This is a genomic window from Pseudomonas alcaligenes, from assembly GCF_014490745.1.
Taxonomy (GTDB): domain Bacteria; phylum Pseudomonadota; class Gammaproteobacteria; order Pseudomonadales; family Pseudomonadaceae; genus Aquipseudomonas; species Aquipseudomonas alcaligenes_C.
Map to the genome: position 1 here is coordinate 2,751,934 of NZ_LZEU01000001.1, position 20,618 is coordinate 2,772,551.

A 20,618-nucleotide genomic window follows, 5' to 3' on the forward strand; every position below is an offset into this window, starting at 1 on the left:
CGTCGCGCCAGTGCCTTGCGCACTGGCGCGCCTCGCCGGCGCCGCTCAATCACCGCGGAACGCCGCCTCCAGCGCATCGTTGATGGTGCGCAGTACCTTGACCCGGGCAAAGCGCTTGTCATTGGCCTCCACCAGCGTCCAGGGCGCAATGGTGGTGCTGGTGCGGTCGACCATATCGCCGACCGCCTCGCGGTAAGCCGGCCACTTGTCGCGGTTGCGCCAATCCTCTTCGGTGATCTTGAAGCGCTTGAAGGGGATCTGCTCGCGCTCCTTGAAACGCTGGTACTGGGTGTCCTGATCGATGGCCAGCCAGAACTTCACCAGCACCACGCCGGCATCGCTGAGCTGCTCCTCGAAATCGTTGATCTCGCCATAGGCACGCAGCCAGTCGGCCGGCGCGCAGAAGCCCTCCACTCGCTCCACCAGCACCCGGCCGTACCAGGAACGGTCGAACACAGTGAACTTGCCGCGCGCCGGGATATGCCGCCAGAAGCGCCACAGATAGGGCTGCGCACGCTCCTCCTCGGTCGGCGCGGCAATCGGCACGATGCGGTACTGGCGCGGATCCAGCGCCGCCGCCACCCGGCGGATGGCCCCGCCCTTGCCGGCCGCGTCATTGCCTTCGAACACCGCCACCAGGGCATGCCGGCGCATGCGCTTGTCGCGCATCAGGGTGGCCAGGCGCGCTTGCTCGCTGTCCAGCTGCTTCTGGTAGTCATCCTTGCTCAGCGCCAGCTGCATGTTCAGGCTGTTGAGCAGGTCGCGCTCGTCCAGGCTGGCCGTCAGCGGCGCCACATGTGGCTGCGGCGTGGGCCGGGTCTTGGCTTTCAGGGCCGCCTGCAGCCCTTCGAGGAGAATGCGGCCGACAGTCAGGCTGCGGTAATACTCGTCGGTGCCCTCCACCACGTACCAGGGCGCAAAATCGCGGCTGGTGCGGCGTAGCACGCGCTCGCCATAGCGCACGAACTTGTCGTAGGTCTTCGACTGCTGCCAGTCCAGCGGGCTGATCTGCCAGCTGCGCTGGGGATCGTCCTGCAACTCCTTCAGGCGCGCGTTCATGCGCTTCTTGGACAGGTGGAACCAGAATTTGAAGATCAGCGCGCCCTCGTCGCAGAGCATCTGCTCCAGGTTCAGAGCGCCGTCGATGGCCTGATCCAGCACCGCATTCTTGAAGTGGCCATGCACCCGCCCCTGGATCATCTGGCTGTACCAGTTGCCGAAGAACACGCCGATGCTGCCCTTGGGCGGCAACTGCCGCCAGAAGCGCCAGGCTGGTGGGCGGGCCAGCTCCTCGTCGGTCTGTACGTCGAAGGTACTGACCTGGATCAGCCGCGGATCCATCCATTCGTTGAGCAGACGCACCGTCTCGCCCTTGCCCGCCCCCTCCACGCCATTGATCAGCACGATGACCGGAAAGCGGCTCTGCTGCTTGAGTTCGTACTGCGCCTCCAGCAGCGCCTCGCGCAGGGCCGGCGCTTCGGCATCGAAGACCTGCTTGTCGATGGCATGACCCAACTCGGCGGATTCAAACATAGGCATCTCCTTGCTCAGTTGCGCTCAGCCTAGCGGATTCGCCGCCCGGGCGGCCATCTCGCTACAATGCGCGCCCCTGCTCCAGGTATCGCCATGACCGACACCCCACACGCCCAGCTCGACTGGGACGCTCAGGGCCAGCCCCTGTCGCGCCAGTTCGACGATGTGTACTTCTCCCGCGACGATGGTCTAGGAGAAACCCGCCACGTGTTCCTCCAGGGCACCGCACTGGCGGAACGCTGCAGTGCGCTGCCAGCCGGTGGGCGGCTGGTCATCGGCGAGACCGGCTTCGGTACCGGCACCAACTTCCTCTGCGCCTGGCAGCTGTTCGAGCAATGCGCCCCGGCCGATGCCCAGCTGCATTTCGTCAGCGTGGAAAAATACCCCCTGACCCTGGCCGACCTGCAGCGTGCCCTGGCCCTGTGGCCGGAACTGCAGCCCTGGGCGGCGCAACTGCTGGAGCAGTACGTGGCCCTGCACCCTGGCTTCCAGCGCCTGGTGCTGGGCGGCGGCCGGGTGATCCTCAGCCTGCTGATCGGCGATGCCCTGGAGCTGCTGCCGCAGCTGGATGCGCAGGTCGACGTGTGGTTCCTCGATGGCTTCTCCCCGGTCAAGAACCCGGACATGTGGAGCCCGCCGCTGTTCCAGCAACTGGCGCGCCTCAGCGCCCCCGGCGCCCGCCTGGCCACCTTCGCCAGCACCGGCTTCGTCCGTCGCGCCCTGGTCGAGGCCGGCTTCGCCATGCGCCGGGTGCCGGGCCATGGCAAGAAATGGGAGAACCTCAACGGCCACTATGCCGGCCCGCCCGCAGCGCCGGGCAAGCCCTGGTTTGCCCGCCCCGGCCATAGCTCCGCTCGGCGCGAGGCCCTGGTGATCGGCGCCGGTCTGGCTGGCTGCGCCAGCGCAGCCAGCCTGGCCGCACGCGGCTGGCAGGTCACGCTGCTGGAGCGGCATGCCGAGATCGCCCAGGAAGCCTCCGGCAACCCCCAGGGCGTGCTCTACCTCAAGCTCTCGGCCCACGGCACGGCGCTGTCGCAACTGATCGTCAGCGGTTTCGGCCATACCCGTCGCCTGCTCCAGCAACTGCAACAAGGGCGTGACTGGGCGGCCTGCGGCGTGCTGCAGCTGGCCTTCGATACCAAGGAAGACGAACGTCAGGCGCGCCTGGCCGCTGCCTTCCCCAGCGACCTGCTGCAGCGCCTGGAACGTAGCCAGGCCGAAGCCCGCGCCGGCATTGCCCTGCCCGCCGGCGGGCTGTTCTACCCGCAAGCCGGCTGGGTGCACCCGCCGGCGCTTTGCCAGCTGCTGGCCGATCATCCGCAGATCCGCCTGCTGCCCCATCGCGAGGTGCTGCAACTGCAGCGGGTGGACGGGCAATGGCAGGCGCTCGACGGCACACAGCTGCTGGCCAGCGCCCCGGTGGTCGTGCTGGCCGGCGCCGCCGAGGTGCAGCGCTTCGCCCAGGCCGCCGAGCTGCCGCTCAAACGCATCCGCGGACAGATCACTCGCCTGCCGCAGACCGCAGCCAGCCAGGCACTGGCCTGCGTGGTCTGCGCCGAAGGCTATGTCGCCCCGCCGCGCGACGGCGAGCACACCCTCGGCGCCAGCTTCGACTTTCACAGCGACGACCTCAGCCCCACCGCCGCCGAACACGCCGGCAACCTGGAACTGCTGCGGGAAATCTCCACGGATCTGGCCGAGCGCCTGCACGCCGACCAGCTGCAGCCCGAGCAGCTGCAAGGCCGCGCCGCCTTCCGCTGCACCAGCCCGGACTACCTGCCGATAGTCGGGCCGCTGGCCGACAGCGCGGCCTTCGCCGACACCTACGCCGTGCTCGGCAAGGACGCCCGCCAGGTGCCGGATACCCCCTGCCCCTGGCTGGACGGCCTGTACGTCAACAGCGGCCACGGCTCGCGCGGGTTGATCAGCGCCCCGCTGTGCGGCGAGCTGCTGGCGGCCTGGCTGAACGACGAACCGCTGCCGCTGCCGCGCAGTGTCGCCGAGGCCTGCCACCCCAACCGCTTCGCCCTGCGCAAGCTGATCCGCAAGCACTGAGGCCGGCGCCACCTTTGGCGCCGCGCTCGCCATAGCCGCAGATCGGCAAGCTAGCGCAGTTGCCCCAGGGTCAGTCGGTGTGCGCTTGGCTGCGCATGGCGCACCCTGCAGCCACTCCGGGGCAAATCCGCAGAGAGCAGCCGCTGGCGACGGGCGGACTTGCCTGCTCGTTACCTGCACAGCATACTCCCCCAGTAAATACCCCCACCGGTATCCACGGAGTCGAGCCCATGAGCAGCCCCAACCCGCAACAACAGGACGCCATGCTCAAACGCCTGGCCCGGGTCGAAGGGCAGATTCGCGGAATCCAGGCGATGATTCGCCGCGGCGAGCAGTGCGAGGCCATCGCCCAGCAGTTCTCCGCGGCGCGCAAGGCGCTGGACAAGGCTTACCAGGAAATGCTCGCCTGCCTGCTCGAAGAGACGGTGCTGGATCCACAGCGCGACGACAGCGAGACCCTGGCCCGGGTACGGGCGATCTTCACCAAATACACCTGATACTCCCCGGGAGTACGCCATGACTTCACATTTCAACCTGATCGCTGCCTCCCGCTTCGCCGCCAGCCGGCAGCAGGGCGAAGCGCAGTTCATTATCGATGTGCGCAGCCCGGCCGAATTCCGCGCCCTGCACGTGGCCGGCGCGCGCAACGTGCCGCTGGATCGCCTCGAACCCAGGCAACTGGTCGAGCAGCTCAGGGGCCAGGGCCTGCACAGCGGCGCCCAGCTCTATCTGCTGTGCCAACGTGGCCAGCGCGCGCAGCAGGCCGCCGAACAGCTGAAAGCCCTGTTGCCGGGCATGCAGGTGGTCGAGGGTGGTACCGAGGCCTGCGTGGCCTGCGGCATGGCCGTGGATCAGAACGCCAGCGGCGTGATCAGCCTGCAGCGCCAGGTGCAGATCAGCGCCGGCAGCCTGGTGCTGCTCGGCACCCTGCTCGGCACCTGGCTGCACCCGGCCTGGTATGGCCTGGCGGCGTTCGTCGGTGCCGGACTGACCTTCGCCGGCCTCAGCAACACCTGCGGCATGGCCCTGCTGCTGGCCCGCATGCCCTGGAACCGCTGATGTCGCCGTTGCTATTGAGCGCTCTGAGTATTGGTACCCTGCTCGGCCTGCTGCTCGGCCTGACCGGTGCAGGCGGCTCGCTGGTGGCGCTGCCGCTTCTGCTCAGCCTGCATCTGCCGATGCACGACGCCATCGGCGTCAGCCTCGGCGCCGTGGCGCTGACCGCGCTGGTCGGCGCCATTCCACGGGCCCGCCGCGGCCAGGTGTCTTGGCGGCCAGTGCTACTGCTGTCGCTCTGCGGCCTGCCCGGCAATGCTCTTGGTCAGTGGCTGTCGCGCTATGTGGCGGAGTCCGTGCTGATCGTCGCCTTCTGCCTGCTGGTGCTGTGGTCCGCCTGGCGCATGTGGCGCAGCGCCAGCTTGCCGCGCAGCGGCCAGGGTGCGGTGCGCAGCCTGCCGCTGCTCGGCATCGGCCTGGGTGTCGGCCTGCTCTCCGGCCTGCTCGGGGTCGGCGGCGGTTTTCTCGTGGTGCCTGGGCTACTCTGGTTCACGCCATTGTCGATGCTCGCCGCCACCGCCACCTCGATGGCGGTCATCGCCCTGGTGTCCGGCGGCGGCTTCCTGCTCTACCTGAGCGGCGCCAGCCCCTCGCCGCTGCTGCTGTTCGGCCTGGCCGGCGGCGGCGCCCTCGGCGTGCTGGTCGGCAACCGCCTGGCCCAGCGCCTCGGCGGGCAGCGTCTGCAGCGCCTGTTCGCCCTGCTGCTGGTACTGGTCAGCCTGTCCCTGGCCGCGCAGAAACTCTCGGGAGGTCTCTGACATGCTGTTCCGTCAACTGTTCGACAGCGCCAGCTCGACCTACAGCTACCTGCTGGCCGATGCCGGCGAGGCGATCCTGATCGACCCGGTCAAGGACAAGCTGGGCGACTACCTGCGCCTGCTCGAGGAGCTGCAACTGCGCCTGCTGCTGGCCGTCGACAGCCACACCCACGCCGACCACATCACCGCCCTCGGCGCCCTGCGCGAGGCCACCGGCTGCCGCAGCGGCTTCGGCGCGCAGAGCGGCAGTCCCTGCGCCAGCTTCACCTTCGCCGATGGGGCGCACCTCGCCTTCGGCCAGCGCGAGCTGATCGCCTGGCATACCCCCGGACATACCGACGACTCCTACTGTTTCCTGCTGCCGGCCACGGCGCACGAGCCCGGCAAGCTGTTCAGCGGCGATACCCTGCTGATCCGCGGCAGCGGGCGCACCGACTTCCAGAACGGCGACGCCCACCAGCAGTGGGCCAGCCTGCAGCGCCTGCTCGGCCTGCCAGGCAGCACCGAGGTCTGGCCCGGCCACGACTACCGCGGCTGGAGCTGCTCGACCATCGCCGAAGAAGCGGCGCACAACCCGCGCCTGCAGGTCGCCGACGGCGCGGCCTATGCGCGCCTGATGGCCGAGCTGAAACTGGCGCCGCCGCACCTGATGGACATTGCCGTGCCGGCCAACCGCGCCTGCGGACGCAGCTGAAACACGCCGCGGGCACAGCGTCTAAGCTGTAGGTGCGACCGCCGCACAGCTGCGCCGACAGTTCTTGAAGCTCGGGTTGCAGCCGGGCAAAGTGCCGATACGGACGCATAAAAACAATGAGGTTCATGCATGCCTCGCCTCTGTCTGGCTCTGCTCCTGCTGTGCCTGAGCGGGCCGCTCTGGGCTCTGTCCCCGGCGCCCCTAGATCGGGATGAATTACGCCTGTCGCTGGCGCCCTACATGGGCTACTACGAGGATCGCAGCGGCACCCTCAGCATCGAACAGGTGCAGAGCCTGCCGGACAGCGAATTCCACCCGGTCAGGGGCGACCACGCCAACCTGGGCAAGAACGACTCGGTCTGGTGGTTCAAGGTACGCCTGATCAACAGCCGGCCGCAGTCGCTGAACGGCTATCTGGAAGTCAATTACGCCCTGCTCGACCACCTCAACCTGTACCTGCAGGACAGCGACGGCCGCCTGCAGCAGCAGGAAAGCGGCGACCGCTTCGCCTTCTCCCAGCGCCCGGTGCAGGTGCGCGACTTCTGGTTCCCCCTGCAACTGCCGCACGGCAGCAATACCCTGCTGCTGCGCGTGGAAACCACCAGCACGGTGTTCGTGCCGCTATTCTTCAGTACCTATGGCGCCAGCGCCGCCGCCCAGGAAAACCTGATGGGCATCAATGGCGCCTTCTATGGCGTGCTGTTCGCCATGTTCATCTACAACCTGTTTCTGTTCATCTCGCTGCGCGAATCGGCCTACTTCTGGTACCTGGTGTACAACCTCAACATCGGCCTGTTCGCCGCCTGCTTCGACGGCATGCTGTTCAAGCTGCTGCCCACCCACATCGGCCTGCAGTCGGTGAGCATCTATATCCTGATGTTCCTGCACTGCCTCAGCGCCACCCAGTTCAGCCGCCACTTCCTGCATACCCGCCAGTATTTCCCGCGCCTGGATCGAGCCATGCGCCTGATGATGCTGGCGGTGCTTGGCTGCCTGCTATCAGTACCGCTGATCGGTCTGCAGGCCTGGAACATTCTCGCCAGCCTCACCGTGCTGGCGGTCTCCCTGGCACTGCTGCTGACCGGCATTTCGGTCTGGCGCCGCGGTATCCGCTACGGCTCCTACTACATCCTGGCCTGGGGCGTGCTGCTGGTGTCCTTCATGCTGGCCACCAGCGGCTCGCTGGGGGTGGAGATCTTCGGTATCTACGGGGCGGCGGTGGTGAAGATTGGCGTCACCTTCGAGCTGCTGACCCTGTCCATCGGCCTGGCCGACCGCATCAACCTGCTCAAGGAAGAAGGCTTCCTGTCGCGCCAGGCCGCCGAGCAGGCGGAGGTCGAAAGCCAGGCCAAGAGCCGCTTCCTGGCCAAGATGAGCCACGAGATCCGCACCCCGCTGAATGGCGTGCTGGGCATGTTGCAGCTGCTGCGCGACACCAACCTGGATCGCAACCAGCGCTTCTACGTGGACACCATCAGCAGCTCGGGCAGCTCGCTGATGACGGTGATCAACGACATCCTCGACTACGCGCGCATCGAGTCCGGCAAACTCAGCCTGGAGCAGATCGAGTTCGACCTCGAGCAGCTGCTCAGCGATACCCTGATCCTGTTCAGCGCCCTGGCCCAGGACAAGCGTCTGCGTCTCTATGTCAGCCTGCAGGCCGGCGTGCCGCGACGCATCCTGGGTGACCCGACCCGCCTCAAGCAGGTGCTGATGAACCTGCTGGGCAATGCCCTGAAGTTCACCCAGGAAGGCTATGTGGCCCTCAACGTGTGCCGGCGCAGCAACAGCCTAGACCAGGCCCACCTGCTGTTCAGCATCACCGACAGCGGCATCGGCATGCACAGCGAGACCCTGACCCAGTTGTTCAAGTCCTTCTCCCAGGGCGACTCCAGCACCACCCGCCGCTACGGCGGCAGCGGGCTGGGCCTGGCCATCAGCAAGGAACTGGTGGAAATGATGAGCGGCCAGATCGAGGTACAGAGCACTCCCGGCCAGGGTACCCGCTTCAGCTTCAACATCCCGCTGCAGTACAACAGCGAGGAAAGCGACGAGCTGAGCACGCTGATCAGCGGTCACACCGCCCTGCTCTGCTCGCTGGACGGCACCGGACTGGAGGCCCTCGGCCAGTTGCTCGAACGCTGGGGCATGCGCACCCAGCGCTGCCAGGATCCGCAGCGCCTGCGTAGCAGCCTGGAAGAATTTTCCAGCGCGCCGCTGCTGGTGCTGATGACGCCCTGGCCCGGCAGCATCGGCCACTGGCTGGACAGCCTCGGCCCGCAACTCGAACGCGGTCAACGGGTGCTCCTGCTGCACCCGCCGGAGCACGCCCCCAACCTGCCCAACGAACAGGGCCTGCGCCTGCTCAACCTGCCGCTACCGATCGCCGTCAGCAACCTGCGCAGCACCCTGCAGGAGCTCTACAGCGAACGCCGCAGCGAGGCACGTCCGCAGCCGGCGGAGCCCAGCCGGAGCGGTAGCGCGGTGCCATGCATCCTGGTAGCCGAGGACAACATCGTCAATCAACTGGTGGTGCAGGGGTTTCTCAAGAAGCGCGGCTACTGCGTGCGCCTGGTCACCAATGGCCTGGCCGCGGTCAACGAGTACCGTCGCGACCCGACATCGGTGCAGCTGATTCTGATGGATTGCGAAATGCAGGAAATGGACGGCTTCGAAGCCACCCGCCAGATCCGCAAACTGGAAAGCAGCCAAAAGCTGGCCGCAGTGCCGATTGTCGCGCTGACCGCGCACATACTCGACGAGCACCGGCAGCTGGGTGCCCAATCCGGCATGGACGACTTCCTCGGCAAACCGCTCGACTGCCAACAGCTCTACGCCACTCTCGATCGCTTTCTGCTCGATCAGTCCGTAGCGAAGGATTAGCATGGGCACCCCGCCGTAGAGAGCCCGCCATGCTGATCCCCCACCACCTGCTCGAAGCCGATACGCTGGAACGCCTGCTGGAAGACTTCGTCACCCGCGACGGCACCGACAACGGCGACGACACCCCGCTGGCCACCCGGGTCGAGCGCGCCCGCCAGGCGCTGCACAAGGGTCAGGCGGTGATCGTCTTCGATCCCGACAGCCAGCAGTGCCAGCTGGCCCTGAAGAGCGAAGTGCCCCACGAGTGGCTGGAAGACTGAGTCTCAGCGCCAGCCCAGGCGCGGCCCGAGCAGAATGAGCGTGGCGCCGGCCACGCAGAGCAAGGCACCGAGCCAGTCGCTGAGCAGCGGCCGGGTACGCTCGACCAGGCCGAGCCAGGACAGCGAAGCAACGATGTAGATGCCGCCGTAGGCCGCATAGGCGCGCCCGGCGTATTGCGCCTCCACCCGCGTCAGCAGCAGGGCGAACAGGCTCAGGCTGAGCAGCCCGGGGGCGATCCACCAGGCGCTGCGACCGAACCGCAGCCACATCCAGAAAGCATAGCAGCCGGCGATCTCGAACAGCGCGGCGAGCAAAAACCACAGGTAGTTGAGCATGGCCAGTCCTCGGGTCGGTCAGCCGCGCAGGCTGCCTTCGCGCTCCCACACGCAGCGCATGCGCAGGTCATCTTCCTGCGGGCTGTGGAAGCCGCTCTCCGACTCCCAGCGGAAGGTATGCACGCCGTTCAGCTCGGTTTCCAGATGCACCACCGCGCTAGCCCAGTACAGACGCTTGAGCAGCGCCTCGAACTCCTGCACCCACAGCGCCCACTCGTACTCCACCGCACGGTAGCTGGCGCCGAAATGGATCACCTGGGTCTGGTACAGGCCCTCGCCATCGGCCGAGCAGAAGGAGAACATCTCGCGCCCGAGAAACGGCCAGGCGTCGCCCTGGGGCAGCTGATCGAGCATGCGCCGGTTGGTTTCGCGGCGCAGCAGACGCTGCTCGCGGTCACCGGACGGCCAGTCACGGATGCAGCCATAGACGATGGATTCGGGCTCCACGCGGATACTCCAGAAAGATCAGGCAGCCTTCTATCACAGGGCTTTGCCGCTGCAAAGGAACTATCGCCCAACAACTCGCCGCCGCTCAGCGGGCGGAGGGTACACGCAGGGCCCAGGCGATCAGGGTCATCAGCACGGCCAGGCCGATCAGCACGGCAAACGGCACCTGGTAAGTGCCAGCCAGGTCGCGTCCCAGGCCGACCAGCACCGGCGCCAGACAGGCCATGCAGTAGCCGGCGCAGAGCATCATCGCCGTCCAGCGGCTGACCGCCAGCGGCGTGTGTACCTCGTACAGCGGCAGCACCAGGGACAGGGCGAACGAGCCGCTGAGGGCGAAGCCCATCAGCACCGCCCACAGCTCCGGCAGCAGCAGCGGCTGGAAGGTGATCAGGCTCATGCACAGGGTCAGGATCACCCCACAGGTCACCAGCAGGGGCTGGCGGATGTCGAAGCGCTGCGCCAGCCAGGGCAGCAGCCAGGCGCTGGGCAGGCCGACCAGCATGAACAGGCTGAACAGGCCGTTGCTGTGCAGCAGGCTCAGGCCGGCCTCGTGGTAGCGCGCCACCAGCCAGGTGGCCATGCTGTAGAAGAACCCCGCCTGGATGGCGAAGAAGCCGGTGACCAGCCAGGCCCGCGACTCGCCCCAGGGCAGGCCGGCGCCATCGCTCGGGGTGGCCGGTTCGGTGCGATTGGGCAGGCGCAGCCACAACAACAGGGCCAGCAGCGCCGGCACGGCCCAGCTGGCCAGGCCGCGGCTCCAGTCGTCGCCCAGGGCCTGGGTCAGCGGCACGCTGAGCACTGCGCCGCTGGCCCCGCCAATCGCCATGCTGAAGGAATACCAGCCCACCACCGAGCCGACCTGCTCGCGGAAATGCCGCTTGATAAAGGCCGACAGCAAGGGACCGGCCACTGCGATACCCGCGCCCAGCAGCGCGGCACTGCCAATCAGCAGCGGGCTGTAACCGGCGCCCAGGCGCAGCAGCAGGGCCAGCATGATCAGCGCCAGGCACAAGCCGATGGTGCGCTCCAGGCCCAGGCGTACGGCCAGGCGCGGGGCCAGCGGAGCCAGCAGCCCCATGCACAGCACCGGCAAGGCAGTGCTCAGGCTGATCAGGCCACGACTCAGGGCCAGTTCACTGGCGATGCGCTCGATCAGCGGCGCCAGGGAGGTGATGCCGGGGCGCAGATTGATCGCCGCCAGCACCAGGGCCAGCATCAGCACGGCCCGGGATACGGGTTTCACGGAAATACCAACAACGTCGAGGCCAGGCAGGCCGGGGTTGCCACCCTACTCTTCCGGCCTTGCGCCGGGCAAGAGTGGACGACCAAAAATCTGACCACAAAGACAACTACCACAAGCTATCTGCAGCCGGTCGCAGGCCACGCCGCATGCAGGTCGACAGGAAAAACCGGCAGATCATCTGGCAATCTGCCACGACGCCTGTTCAGCACCGCGCGAAACCAGCTAAAGTGCAATCAAAGTGCCAGTTAAAAGGCTCGCCGTGCTGCTTCACATGCCATCGCTTTCCCATTCCCGCTTCCGTGCCAGGTGCTGCGGCCTGGCTCTCGCCCTGCTCCCCCTGCTGTTTGCCTTGCTGCCTGGCGACGCCTTGGCAGCGGAGAAGCTGCGCCTGCAGTTGCGCTGGCTGCACCAGTTCCAGTTCGCCGGCTACTACATGGCCCTGGAGAAAGGTTTCTACCGTGACGCCGGGCTGGACGTGGAGATCATGGAAGGCGGGCCCGACCGCCTCAAGCCGGTCGATGCCATGCTCGCCGGCGCCAGCGACTTCGCCATCAGCAACAGCGGCGTGGTCATCGAGCGCATGGCCGGCAAGCCGGTGGTGGCGCTGGCAGCGATCATGCAGACCTCGCCGATCGTGTGGATCGTGCGCGCCGACTCGAACATCCGCACGCCGATGGATCTGGTCGGCAAGCGCCTGATGCTGATGCCCGCCCCGGAAAGCGCCGAGCTGCTGATAACCCTGCGCCGCGAAGGCATCGACACCAGCAAGCTGAATATCCAGCCGACCAGCTTCAACCTGCAGGATCTGCTCGACGGCCGCACCGACGCCTATGACGGCTACATCTCCAACGAGCCCTACTGGCTGACTCAGCACGGCATCGACTACCGCCTGATCAACCCGCGCGAATACGGCGTCAACTTCTACAACGACGTGCTCTACACCCGTCAGCAATTGATCGACGAGCGCCCCGAGCAGGTTCTGGCATTCGTCAAGGCCAGTCTCAAGGGCTGGCAGTACGCCATGGAGCACCAGGAAGAGAGCATCCAGCTGATCCATGAGCGCTATGCGCCGGGCAAGACCCTGGATCATCTGCGCTTCGAGGCGGATGAACTGCACAAGCTGATCATGCCCGAGCTAGTACAGCTCGGGCACATGAATCCCGGACGCTGGGACACCATCGCCGCCAACTATGTCCAGCTGGGCATGGCCAAGGGCCCAGTCAACCTCGACGGTTTCCTCTACACCGAGCACGCCGAGCCGGACTACCACATGCTCTACCGCGGCGCCGGCATCGCCCTGCTGGCCCTGCTGCTGGTGGGCGCGGTGGCACTGCGCTTCGCCAAGTTGTCGCGCGCCCTGCAGCGGGAAGTGGATCGCCGGCAGAACACCGAGCGCCAGTTGCTCGACAGCAACGGCACCCTGGAGCGTCTGGCCAATACCGACCGCCTGACCGGGCTGTGGAACCGCCTGAAGTTCGAACAGGTGGCGCACCTGGAAATCGGTCGCGCCGAGCGCTATGCCTATCCCTTGTCACTGCTGTTTTTCGACCTGGATCACTTCAAGCAGATCAACGACCAGTACGGCCACGAAAGCGGCGACCAGGTGCTCTGCCGCCTGGCCAAGCTGATCGAGAGCCACCTGCGTGAATCGGACAGTTTGGGGCGCTGGGGTGGCGAGGAGTTCCTCATCCTGATGCCGCACACCGACAGCAACCAGGCCGCCCAGCTGGCCGAAAAACTGCGCCAGTTGGTGGGCAACGCAAGCCTGCTGGAACAGCAGGCGGTCAGCGCCAGCTTCGGCGTGGCCCAGCTGGATCGTGGGGAAACCCTGCGCGATCTGGTGCGCAACGCCGACAGCGCGCTGTACCGAGCCAAGCGCCTGGGACGCAACCGAGTCGAAGTGCACAGCAGCACTCAACCTCCCGCCGCAGGAGCGGGTGGATAAATCCGGACAAACACGCGCGGTACGGTTCGAACAATGCAAGTTCGCTGTATATAGTGCTACTTATGTAACAAAATTGAATTTATCTGGTACGCAACGCGGGTTCGTGCCCTTTCACACACTGGAATGTCGAAGATGAAAACAACAAAAGACGCAGATTCCACGGTCTCCGAGCCGCGCGCAGTGGCAGTTGCCCATGGCGCCGAGCCGCCGGTATCGGCGCCGCTACCGACGCTGCCCGTCAAGACCGCGACGATCAGCGGCGAGCAGTACATGTACTTCACCGAGCGCGATATCGAGCGGATTCTGGAGAACCTCGACGGCTTGCGCGAACGGGTCTTCCCCAAGCTGCACAGCGACGACAGCGAAGCCCGGCACAGCCAGCACTTCCCCTCGGTGTGCCTGATCGGCCTCGGCCGCTGCGGCTCCAACATCGCCCTGGATGTCGCCTCGCTGGTGTACAACGCGCGCAAGTTCTACCTCAACGAATTCAGCAACCAGGAAAAAACCGGCGGCGAGCAGCGCCCGACCAGCTGGATCCGCAGCAACCTGCGCCTGTCGCCCAGCCGCGCAACCAAACCGGTGTTCCTGATCGAACCGCTGGTGATGCTCGGCGACCTGGACAAGGACATCGAGGGCCGCATCCGCTTCTCGCGCAAGGCCGAGACCGGTGGCTTCCTCAACGACTACAGCAAGATGAAGATCATGGATCTGTCCGAGGTGCATGCCGGCGGTGCCGGTAACGCCCCGATCCTCGGCCAGTACCTGGCCAAGATCATCCTCAACAAGGACACCCAGCGCTTCTCCAACGCCGACTGGAAGTTCATCCACAGCTATCTGATCGACTCCTGTGGGATCAAGGCCAACCAGTCGCGCCTGTACTTCTACATCTTCAGCGCCGGCGGCGGCACCGACTCGGGCATGGCCTCGGAATTCGGCCTGGCCCAGCAGTTCGCCTACATGAGCAAGACCTTCGAGACCAAGACGGAAATCGGCAACGACGATAACCGCGACCACTCCTTCGTCTTCGAGCCGATTTTCACCAGCGGCATCTGCATCCTGCCGAACATCTCCGACCAGCGCATCGAGATGTCCGAGGCTCTGCACATCAACGCCGGGCGCCTGCTGTGCAAGTACCTCGCCGAGGAGTGGGACTTCTCCTACAACTTCGACAGCGAGGAAACCGGCGAAGAAAGCGTGATGCGCCGCATCCGCCCATGGAACGCCATGATGCTGATCTCCAACGACATCATGCGCTACGCCGAGGAAAGCGACGGCGGCAACATCCAGAACATCGACGTGAACGCCATGGAGCGCCACGCCAACCAGTACATCTCGCAGCAGATCTTCAACATCCTCACCGCCCAGGCAGTGACCACCGACTACGACCAGAACTACTTCCGCCGCGCCGGCATCGACATCGGCGAGACCATCCGCCTCGACGCCAACGATCTGTTCATGAGCCTGGCCGGCCCGGTGGCGGTGGCCTATGCCGAATCAGTGGTAGCCGAGCAGAGCGCACCGGCGCCCACCGAGAAGTTCAAGGTGTTCGAGAAGGAGCAACCCAAGCTCAACATCGATGACCTGTTCTTCCGCTCCATCGACCTGCCGCACTTCAACAAGGCGACCCAGGCGATCGAGGGCATCAGCCTGCTGCCGATCGAGGCCAAGCGCTACCGCGAGGCGCTCGACCAGTACAAGAAGTCCAACTTCGACGCCAGTGCCCTGAGCGACCTGCACTTCTTCAAGAACTGCTCCTCGGTGGTGTCGATCGTCTCGCTGCCGAAGGACTACAAGCTGTCCTATATGGATCTGAACCGGCTCAAGACCCACCTCAACAGCCTGTTCCCCAACACCACCCTGAAGCGCTATGCGCTGGTGATCGGCGCCTCGGCCAACCTGTCGCTGACCACCCTGATCGTCAAGAGCCCGTGCCTGTCGGACGACTTCCTGACCCTGATCGTCGCCTTCATCAAGCGCTGCTTTGCCCGCGATCAGTTCCGCTACGACGACAGCCTGGACAACGCCATGCTCGATTTCATCGTCTCCGAGGAGTTCGACGAAGCGCGCATCGAGGCCATGCTCAACGAGCACGAGAACCCGGCGAAGATCCTCGATACCAACTGGTACGCGATCAAGCCGATGTACGAGAAGAAGTACCGCGAGCTGATCCACGACCAGGACAAGTTCGTCTCGATCAACGACATCCGCCTGTCACGCGAGAGCGTGAAGAAAGCCATCAAGTACCTGCGCGAGATCTACCGCCACCGCGTCGGCAAGACCCGCGTCATCTCGCTCAACGACTACAACCGCAAGGCCTGAGTCGAGCACCAAGAAAAAGGGCCTGCAATGCAGGCCCTTTTTCTTTCACCCATGCCGGACTCAGGCGCTCGCAGCAGCCTCGTCGCGACGCAGGCCCAGCAGGATGCCCACCGGGAACCAGAACACCACCCAGTAGGGGCTGGGGCGCTGGAAGATGGCGTAGATGTCGGTGACCATGGCGATCATGGCGAACACCAGCAAGGCCCCGCCAAGGCGCGCCAGCGGCTGCTGACGGCATGTCCAGGCCTTCCACAGCAGGCTGAGCAGCAAAGCCACGAACAGCGCGATACCGACGATGCCCAGCTCGAACCAGAGCTGCAGATACAGGCTGTGGGCATGGATCACCCGATAGGCCTCGGAGAAGCGGTAGAACAACTCGGCACCAGCCCCGCTGCCCCACAACCAGAACTCGGGCAGATGAGCCTGCCAATTGGCCCAGATCTGATCACGGTTGCTCAGACCGACACTGCGCTCGGCCTGAATCTCCGGCCAGAACAGCAGCAGAATCAGCCCCAGGGCAAGCACGCCCAGACCGAGCAGACTGCGCGCCTTCGGGTTCGGGGTGAACAGCAGCAGGACGAACAGACTGCCGGCCAGGGAAAACCAGGCCCCGCGGGAAAAGGTGAAGAGCACGTACAGCAGTAGACCGAGCATCCCCAGGGCCATCAGAGCGCCCTGCCAGAAGCGCAGCTGACGGCTGACGAACAGCCAGCAGAGCACAACCGCGAAGACCGCGTAGTAGAGACCGGCAACAATGGGATGGTCGAGATCGGCAAAGCCATGCCAGCCCAGTTCGCGCAGACGGAACAGACGCACTTCCGGATAGCTCAGCGGATGCTCCAGCACCCCGTACTGGTAGTACAGGGTTGCCCAGGCAAACAGCGCGACGACCGCCACCGCCGCCATGGCCACACCATGGAACAGCTGCTCGCGCCGCACCAGGCAGGCCACCCCGGACAGGTACAGCAGCTGCAGCAGCAGGATCTTGCCCCACTGACCGAGGCCCTTCTGCGAGCCGGGATTGAAGCCGGCCTGCAGCAGCACCCAGACAAACAGGGCCAGCAGGATCAGCGCTGGTGGTTGCCGCCAGAGCCCGCCCGCCGTCGGCTGGCCGAGCAGTAGCACCAAGGCCGGCACAAACAGCAGCAGGTAGAGCTGCGTGGCGTAACGACTGCTGTCGTTGTTGAACACCAACCCGGCCAACTGCGTAAACAATCCGATTGCCATGAGCAGCAACACGACCGTTCGCCACGACCTGCCTGCGCTCGCTTGAATAACGTCCAACCCAACCTCCCTGAAATGCCAGCAGTCCAGCCTGCCCTTGCACCTATCGGATAAACAAAAGCCTGGTGCCAGACAGCGGCACCAGGCCTCTTCGCCACGCTCGACGCGCTATGGCTCAGTAGGCATTGCTGCCACCGAAGCCCTTGAATACGGTGCCCAGGATAATCCGCAGATCCAGCCCGAGCGACCAATTATCTATGTACCAGAGGTCGTGCTCGACCCTTTTCTGCATCTTGTCGAGGGTATCGGTTTCCCCGCGGAAGCCATTGACCTGAGCCCAGCCGGTGATCCCCGGCTTGACCTTGTGCCGCTGCATGTAGGACTCGACCAGATCCTTGTAGTACTCATTGTGAGCCAGGGCATGCGGGCGTGGCCCGACGATCGACATGCGCCCCTGCAGCACGTTGAAGAACTGCGGCAGCTCATCGAGGCTGGTGCGACGCAGGAAGGCCCCCAGCGGAGTGATGCGCGCATCGCCTTTGACCGCCTGGGTCACCTGCTCCGGCGACTCCTGGTGAACGACCATCGAGCGGAACTTGTAGACCTTGAACTTCTGCCCGTTGATGCCGGTGCGGTATTGCTTGAACAACATGGGGCCAGGTGAGCTGAGCTTGACCGCCACCCCGATAAGCAGGCAGAGCGGCAGGATCAGCAGGCTGATCAGCGTACCGAGCAGCAGATCTTCCAGGCGCTTGACGACCCGCGCCGAACCATCCATCGGACTGCAGCTCAGATCCAGCGAGTACAGCCCGGCAATGCTACTGACCCGATGGTTGAGCAAGGGAATGTCGCCCCACTCAGGAATGAAGCGCACCTCCACCAGATGGTGGCGCAAGGCATAGAGCACGGCCTTGATCGCGCCCCCCTCGGTCAGCGGCAGGCACAGCCAGACCTCGTGGGCCTGCTGCTGCTCGACGCTCGCCACCAGAGCTTGCAGCCAGTCATCGCCCGTCGCGAAAGGCAGCGTCTGGGTCACGTGGTAGCCATATTCCTGCAGGGTGCGATGCTGGTTCAGCTGATGCGCAGCCTGGCCTCCGGCCTCCACCAGCACCACGCTCTTCAGATTGTGACCGCCTGAGCGCAATGCGCGCAGCAGCTGGAACACCACGAAGCGCGACAAGGTGCAGCCCAGGCCGCCCAGCAGCAACAGCATGAAGAACCACTGACGCGAGTAGACCTGCGAAACCTTCAGCGCCGAGGTCAGCGTCAGGGCAATGCCGATGGCCGCCAGCCAGCCGCCATAGAGACTGCCCAGCTGGCGGGTAAAGGACTTGCCGCGCCAGGTGCGGTACAGGCCGCACATCCACAGGCTGAGCATTACCAGCAGGGCAAACAGGAACAGTGCCAGGGTGTAGCGACCATCCATGGCCAGCCGGCCAAAGCGCCACAGATGGGACAGATAACCCGACGCCACTACCACCAGGAAATCCGCCATGGCGGCCAGCATGGCCACGGGATAACGCTCAGCGAAGGTTGGCTGATAGCTGGGATAGAAACGCATGGGGTAAAAACAGCTCCCTGCTGTGGGGTTCAGTCAAAAGTGCGCATCCTACCACCGACCCGCTGGAGGCCAGGGGCGATCCGGCATGTAGCCGCGACAGAGTCGTACAAGATAGCGCCAGAACCGGACCGGCGCCTACACGCGCCCAGGCCGACACCTCAAGGATGCCACTCGGCCAGCAATGTCTCGTACTCGCTCAGCACCTGCGCCCAGGTGAAGCGTTCCGCGAAACGCTGCCGACTGGCCAGGCGCATACCCGCCACGTCGGCATCCACGCCCAGCAGGCGGTCAAACAACGCGGCACAGGCCGACTCGTCGGCAAAGTAGGCCGCGCCGTCACCGGCGACCCAGCGATTGAAGTGGTTGTCATGGGCAATCACCGCGCAGCCAGCGCCCAGGGCCTCGACCAGCGAGGGGTTGGTACCGCCGACACGATGGCCATGCAGGTAGAAGCGGCTGAAGAAGCGCAGTGCCTGCACCGTGCGGGCCTCGTAGATGGCGCCGGGGAAAATCACCTCGGCGCTGGCGGCCTGCATGACCTGGCGATGGTAGTCATTCTGCTCGGGCTGGAAATTGCCCAGCACCACCAGCTTGTGCTGGCGCGGCGCGCGGCTGAATGCACGAACCATTTCCAGAAAGGAGTTCTCCGGTTCCGGCCGGGCAATGATCACCGAGAAGGCCCCGGGCTCCAGCCCATAGGCTGACAGCGCCGCGGCATCCGCCGTCGTGATCTCGTCGCCACCATAGGGAATCATGGTGATCTTGCGCTCGCTGACGCGGGTTGCCAGATGCGTCTTGATCCGCGGGTGATCCGCCACCAGGTGGTTGCCGACCCAGCAGCCAATGCGCTCGTTCAGCCAGAACCAGGTCTTGGCGATGATGCCCCACTTCTCCCGACGCCACTCGATGCCATCCATATTGATGACATTGACCTGGCCCTTGAGCCGCTGCATCAGGTTGAAGATGGCCGTGTTGTAGCCCAGGGTCAGGAACAGCCCCGATTGCGAGAGTGCATGCCAGGTGGCTTTCCAGTCGAAGATGATGGTACCCAGCGCGCCCTGGCCCTTGACCGGAATATGGATGCGCCGCACGCCCTGCCACTCACTCTCCCAGAGCGCGTCCCCCGCCTCCTCCTGGCAATAGACGGTAACCGCCCAGCCCTGCCCCACCAGGAACAACGCCAGCTTCTCGGCGAATGTTTCAAAGCCGCCATGCTGGGCCGGAACGCCGCGCGTTCCCAGGATATAAATGGCTCTACGCATAAGGAATCTGGATACCGGATACAAAGAATGAAGGAGCGCGCCAGCCCTGCAGAGGCTCAAGTGCTTGCCGGCAGCGGCTCTAGCGGGAAGCAGGTCACGCCTGCCTCGGTAAAAATATCGCTCAGGGAACAACCCACGCCGTCCCGGGTAACCGCTACATGACCTGCTGCCAGCGCCACGCAGTCGATTTCGGGATGCACACTGGCAATATTCAACAGGGCGGAACTGAAAAAGCTGACCACCACCTGCGGCCTGAGCTGCTGCACCACCTGCTCGGCCGGCAGCTTGGCAAGTTCCGCATCCAGGTTCTCCATGCCCAGGCCATCCCCCGCAAAATCGTGGTGGCCCTTGCAGAAGAAGGCATAGCGGTCTCGCGGATACAGGGCAAACATCCTGGCCAGCAGCTCCTCGCGCTGCTCTGCCGAGATGAACGCCGCGGTGTTCTGCTCCAGAAACAGCACACGCCCCGCGACCGGACTAATGGCTGCCGCCGTACTCGCCAGCTGCACCACCTGCCGCACCTGCTGCCGGGCCACGACCCGAGCGGCCCGCGACACATACAGGGTATCGACGCGCCCGCTGGCGTAACCGGCCAGGTGCCCGGAGAAATCCCTATACGGCAGGCCGCCTAGCGCGGCCAGGCGGCGCAAGGAGCGGCCCAGACTGAATTTCTCAGCCGGCGCGTCGTAGTAATTCAGCAGGCCGTCTTCATAGACATGCACGGCCCGCACCTTGGCGGAAAAGAACAGGTAGTTGGAGAAAATATTGCCGGGATGCGGTGCATACAGCTCGATGTCAGCGCCTTTCAGCCAGAACCAGCGGACACGCAAAGCGAAATGCACAAACGACAGCAAGTAGGTCAGCCCATGCAGCCAGGTATAGCGCCGGCTGAAGCAGCCAAGGCGCCGATAGCCGCCACCAGCCGGCCAGCCCTTGCTGAACAGGCACCAGGTCTGCCCCTCCAGCTCGGCAATCAGCCTTTCGGCAAAGAGCGCGTGGTAAGGCGTAAAGCCCACGACGATATTGACCTTGGCCATGTGTC

General features: G+C 65.1%; 17 protein-coding genes. 9 read left to right on the forward strand and 8 right to left on the reverse strand.

The window, feature by feature from the left end:
- Positions 1-45 precede the first annotated feature (45 nt).
- On the reverse strand, positions 46-1,533 hold the full coding sequence (pap, locus tag A9179_RS12540) for a polyphosphate:AMP phosphotransferase (protein WP_187806231.1): 1,488 nt from the start codon (positions 1,531-1,533) through the stop codon (positions 46-48).
- A 93-nt stretch (positions 1,534-1,626) separates the two neighbouring features.
- Between pap and mnmC the strand changes: the two genes are divergently transcribed.
- The 7 genes from mnmC to A9179_RS12575 all read left to right on the forward strand — a co-directional run bounded on the left by mnmC (position 1,627) and on the right by A9179_RS12575 (position 9,239).
- A complete protein-coding gene (gene mnmC / locus A9179_RS12545; RefSeq protein ID WP_187806234.1) occupies positions 1,627-3,588 on the forward strand; it encodes a bifunctional tRNA (5-methylaminomethyl-2-thiouridine)(34)-methyltransferase MnmC2/FAD-dependent 5-carboxymethylaminomethyl-2-thiouridine(34) oxidoreductase MnmC1 in 1,962 nt (653 codons plus the stop codon).
- A 230-nt stretch (positions 3,589-3,818) separates the two neighbouring features.
- Positions 3,819-4,085 carry a metal-sensing transcriptional repressor gene (locus A9179_RS12550; protein WP_187806244.1) on the forward strand — a complete coding sequence of 89 codons (267 nt, stop codon included), beginning with the start codon at positions 3,819-3,821 and terminating at the stop codon, positions 4,083-4,085.
- 19 nt (positions 4,086-4,104) lie between these two features.
- Positions 4,105-4,647: a rhodanese-like domain-containing protein gene (locus tag A9179_RS12555; protein WP_187806246.1), complete on the forward strand. Its 543-nt coding sequence runs from the start codon at positions 4,105-4,107 to the stop codon at positions 4,645-4,647.
- Complete coding sequence (locus A9179_RS12560) at positions 4,647-5,402, forward strand: sulfite exporter TauE/SafE family protein (protein WP_187806249.1); 756 nt, start codon at positions 4,647-4,649, stop codon at positions 5,400-5,402. The genes A9179_RS12555 and A9179_RS12560 overlap by 1 nt, the downstream gene beginning before the upstream one ends.
- Before the next feature lies 1 nt (position 5,403).
- Positions 5,404-6,096, forward strand: a complete 693-nt coding sequence (locus A9179_RS12565) for an MBL fold metallo-hydrolase (protein ID WP_187806251.1) — start codon at positions 5,404-5,406, stop codon at positions 6,094-6,096.
- A gap of 129 nt (positions 6,097-6,225) precedes the next feature.
- Entirely contained in the window at positions 6,226-8,979 is a 2,754-nt protein-coding gene (locus tag A9179_RS12570; protein WP_187806254.1) for a hybrid sensor histidine kinase/response regulator, read from the forward strand.
- 29 nt (positions 8,980-9,008) lie between these two features.
- Complete coding sequence (locus A9179_RS12575; RefSeq protein WP_187806256.1) at positions 9,009-9,239, forward strand: YheU family protein; 231 nt, start codon at positions 9,009-9,011, stop codon at positions 9,237-9,239.
- A gap of 3 nt (positions 9,240-9,242) precedes the next feature.
- Here the strand turns inward: A9179_RS12575 and A9179_RS12580 are convergent, their stop codons facing one another.
- The 3 genes from A9179_RS12580 to A9179_RS12590 all read right to left on the reverse strand — a co-directional run bounded on the left by A9179_RS12580 (position 9,243) and on the right by A9179_RS12590 (position 11,265).
- Positions 9,243-9,575 (reverse strand): YnfA family protein, encoded by a 333-nt coding sequence (locus A9179_RS12580; protein ID WP_187806257.1) that lies wholly within the window; start codon positions 9,573-9,575, stop codon positions 9,243-9,245.
- A gap of 18 nt (positions 9,576-9,593) precedes the next feature.
- Positions 9,594-10,022 (reverse strand): hypothetical protein, encoded by a 429-nt coding sequence (locus tag A9179_RS12585; RefSeq protein ID WP_187806260.1) that lies wholly within the window; start codon positions 10,020-10,022, stop codon positions 9,594-9,596.
- Between the two features lie 85 nt (positions 10,023-10,107).
- A complete protein-coding gene (locus tag A9179_RS12590) occupies positions 10,108-11,265 on the reverse strand; it encodes an MFS transporter (RefSeq protein ID WP_187806262.1) in 1,158 nt (385 codons plus the stop codon).
- Positions 11,266-11,536: 271 nt separating this feature from the next.
- Between A9179_RS12590 and A9179_RS12595 the strand changes: the two genes are divergently transcribed.
- Together A9179_RS12595 and A9179_RS12600 are read left to right on the forward strand one after the other, a co-directional pair.
- Positions 11,537-13,210 carry a GGDEF domain-containing protein gene (locus tag A9179_RS12595; protein ID WP_187806265.1) on the forward strand — a complete coding sequence of 558 codons (1,674 nt, stop codon included), beginning with the start codon at positions 11,537-11,539 and terminating at the stop codon, positions 13,208-13,210.
- 270 nt (positions 13,211-13,480) lie between these two features.
- Positions 13,481-15,529 carry a hypothetical protein gene (locus A9179_RS12600; protein WP_187808578.1) on the forward strand — a complete coding sequence of 683 codons (2,049 nt, stop codon included), beginning with the start codon at positions 13,481-13,483 and terminating at the stop codon, positions 15,527-15,529.
- Positions 15,530-15,589: 60 nt separating this feature from the next.
- Here A9179_RS12600 and A9179_RS12605 read toward each other — a convergent pair whose 3' ends face one another.
- From A9179_RS12605 to A9179_RS12620, 4 genes are all read right to left on the reverse strand, one after another.
- The gene (locus tag A9179_RS12605; protein WP_262410581.1) at positions 15,590-16,744 is read right to left on the reverse strand and encodes an O-antigen ligase family protein; all 1,155 of its coding nucleotides are present in this window, start codon (positions 16,742-16,744) and stop codon (positions 15,590-15,592) included.
- A 184-nt stretch (positions 16,745-16,928) separates the two neighbouring features.
- Positions 16,929-18,314, reverse strand: coding sequence for an undecaprenyl-phosphate glucose phosphotransferase (locus A9179_RS12610; protein WP_187806276.1), 1,386 nt, complete (start codon positions 18,312-18,314; stop codon positions 16,929-16,931).
- A 158-nt stretch (positions 18,315-18,472) separates the two neighbouring features.
- Positions 18,473-19,576: a DUF1972 domain-containing protein gene (locus A9179_RS12615; RefSeq protein ID WP_187806279.1), complete on the reverse strand. Its 1,104-nt coding sequence runs from the start codon at positions 19,574-19,576 to the stop codon at positions 18,473-18,475.
- Between the two features lie 56 nt (positions 19,577-19,632).
- Entirely contained in the window at positions 19,633-20,613 is a 981-nt protein-coding gene (locus A9179_RS12620) for a polysialyltransferase family glycosyltransferase (protein WP_187806281.1), read from the reverse strand.
- Between the last annotated feature and the right edge of the window lie 5 nt (positions 20,614-20,618).

What these genes read in the sequence shown, in the direction of transcription:
- A9179_RS12615 (WP_187806279.1), bottom strand. Translation starts at nt 19,576, where the DNA reads ATGCGTAGAGCCATTTATATCCTGGGAACGCGCGGCGTTCCGGCCCAG.
- A9179_RS12575 (WP_187806256.1), top strand. Translation starts at nt 9,009, where the DNA reads ATGCTGATCCCCCACCACCTGCTCGAAGCCGATACGCTGGAACGCCTG.
- A9179_RS12610 (WP_187806276.1), bottom strand. Translation starts at nt 18,314, where the DNA reads ATGCGTTTCTATCCCAGCTATCAGCCAACCTTCGCTGAGCGTTATCCC.
- A9179_RS12595 (WP_187806265.1), top strand. Translation starts at nt 11,537, where the DNA reads ATGCCATCGCTTTCCCATTCCCGCTTCCGTGCCAGGTGCTGCGGCCTG.
- A9179_RS12565 (WP_187806251.1), top strand. Translation starts at nt 5,404, where the DNA reads ATGCTGTTCCGTCAACTGTTCGACAGCGCCAGCTCGACCTACAGCTAC.
- pap (WP_187806231.1), bottom strand. Translation starts at nt 1,533, where the DNA reads ATGTTTGAATCCGCCGAGTTGGGTCATGCCATCGACAAGCAGGTCTTC.
- A9179_RS12600 (WP_187808578.1), top strand. Translation starts at nt 13,481, where the DNA reads ATGTACTTCACCGAGCGCGATATCGAGCGGATTCTGGAGAACCTCGAC.
- A9179_RS12570 (WP_187806254.1), top strand. Translation starts at nt 6,226, where the DNA reads ATGCCTCGCCTCTGTCTGGCTCTGCTCCTGCTGTGCCTGAGCGGGCCG.
- mnmC (WP_187806234.1), top strand. Translation starts at nt 1,627, where the DNA reads ATGACCGACACCCCACACGCCCAGCTCGACTGGGACGCTCAGGGCCAG.
- A9179_RS12555 (WP_187806246.1), top strand. Translation starts at nt 4,105, where the DNA reads ATGACTTCACATTTCAACCTGATCGCTGCCTCCCGCTTCGCCGCCAGC.
- A9179_RS12620 (WP_187806281.1), bottom strand. Translation starts at nt 20,613, where the DNA reads ATGGCCAAGGTCAATATCGTCGTGGGCTTTACGCCTTACCACGCGCTC.
- A9179_RS12560 (WP_187806249.1), top strand. Translation starts at nt 4,647, where the DNA reads ATGTCGCCGTTGCTATTGAGCGCTCTGAGTATTGGTACCCTGCTCGGC.
- A9179_RS12550 (WP_187806244.1), top strand. Translation starts at nt 3,819, where the DNA reads ATGAGCAGCCCCAACCCGCAACAACAGGACGCCATGCTCAAACGCCTG.
- A9179_RS12580 (WP_187806257.1), bottom strand. Translation starts at nt 9,575, where the DNA reads ATGCTCAACTACCTGTGGTTTTTGCTCGCCGCGCTGTTCGAGATCGCC.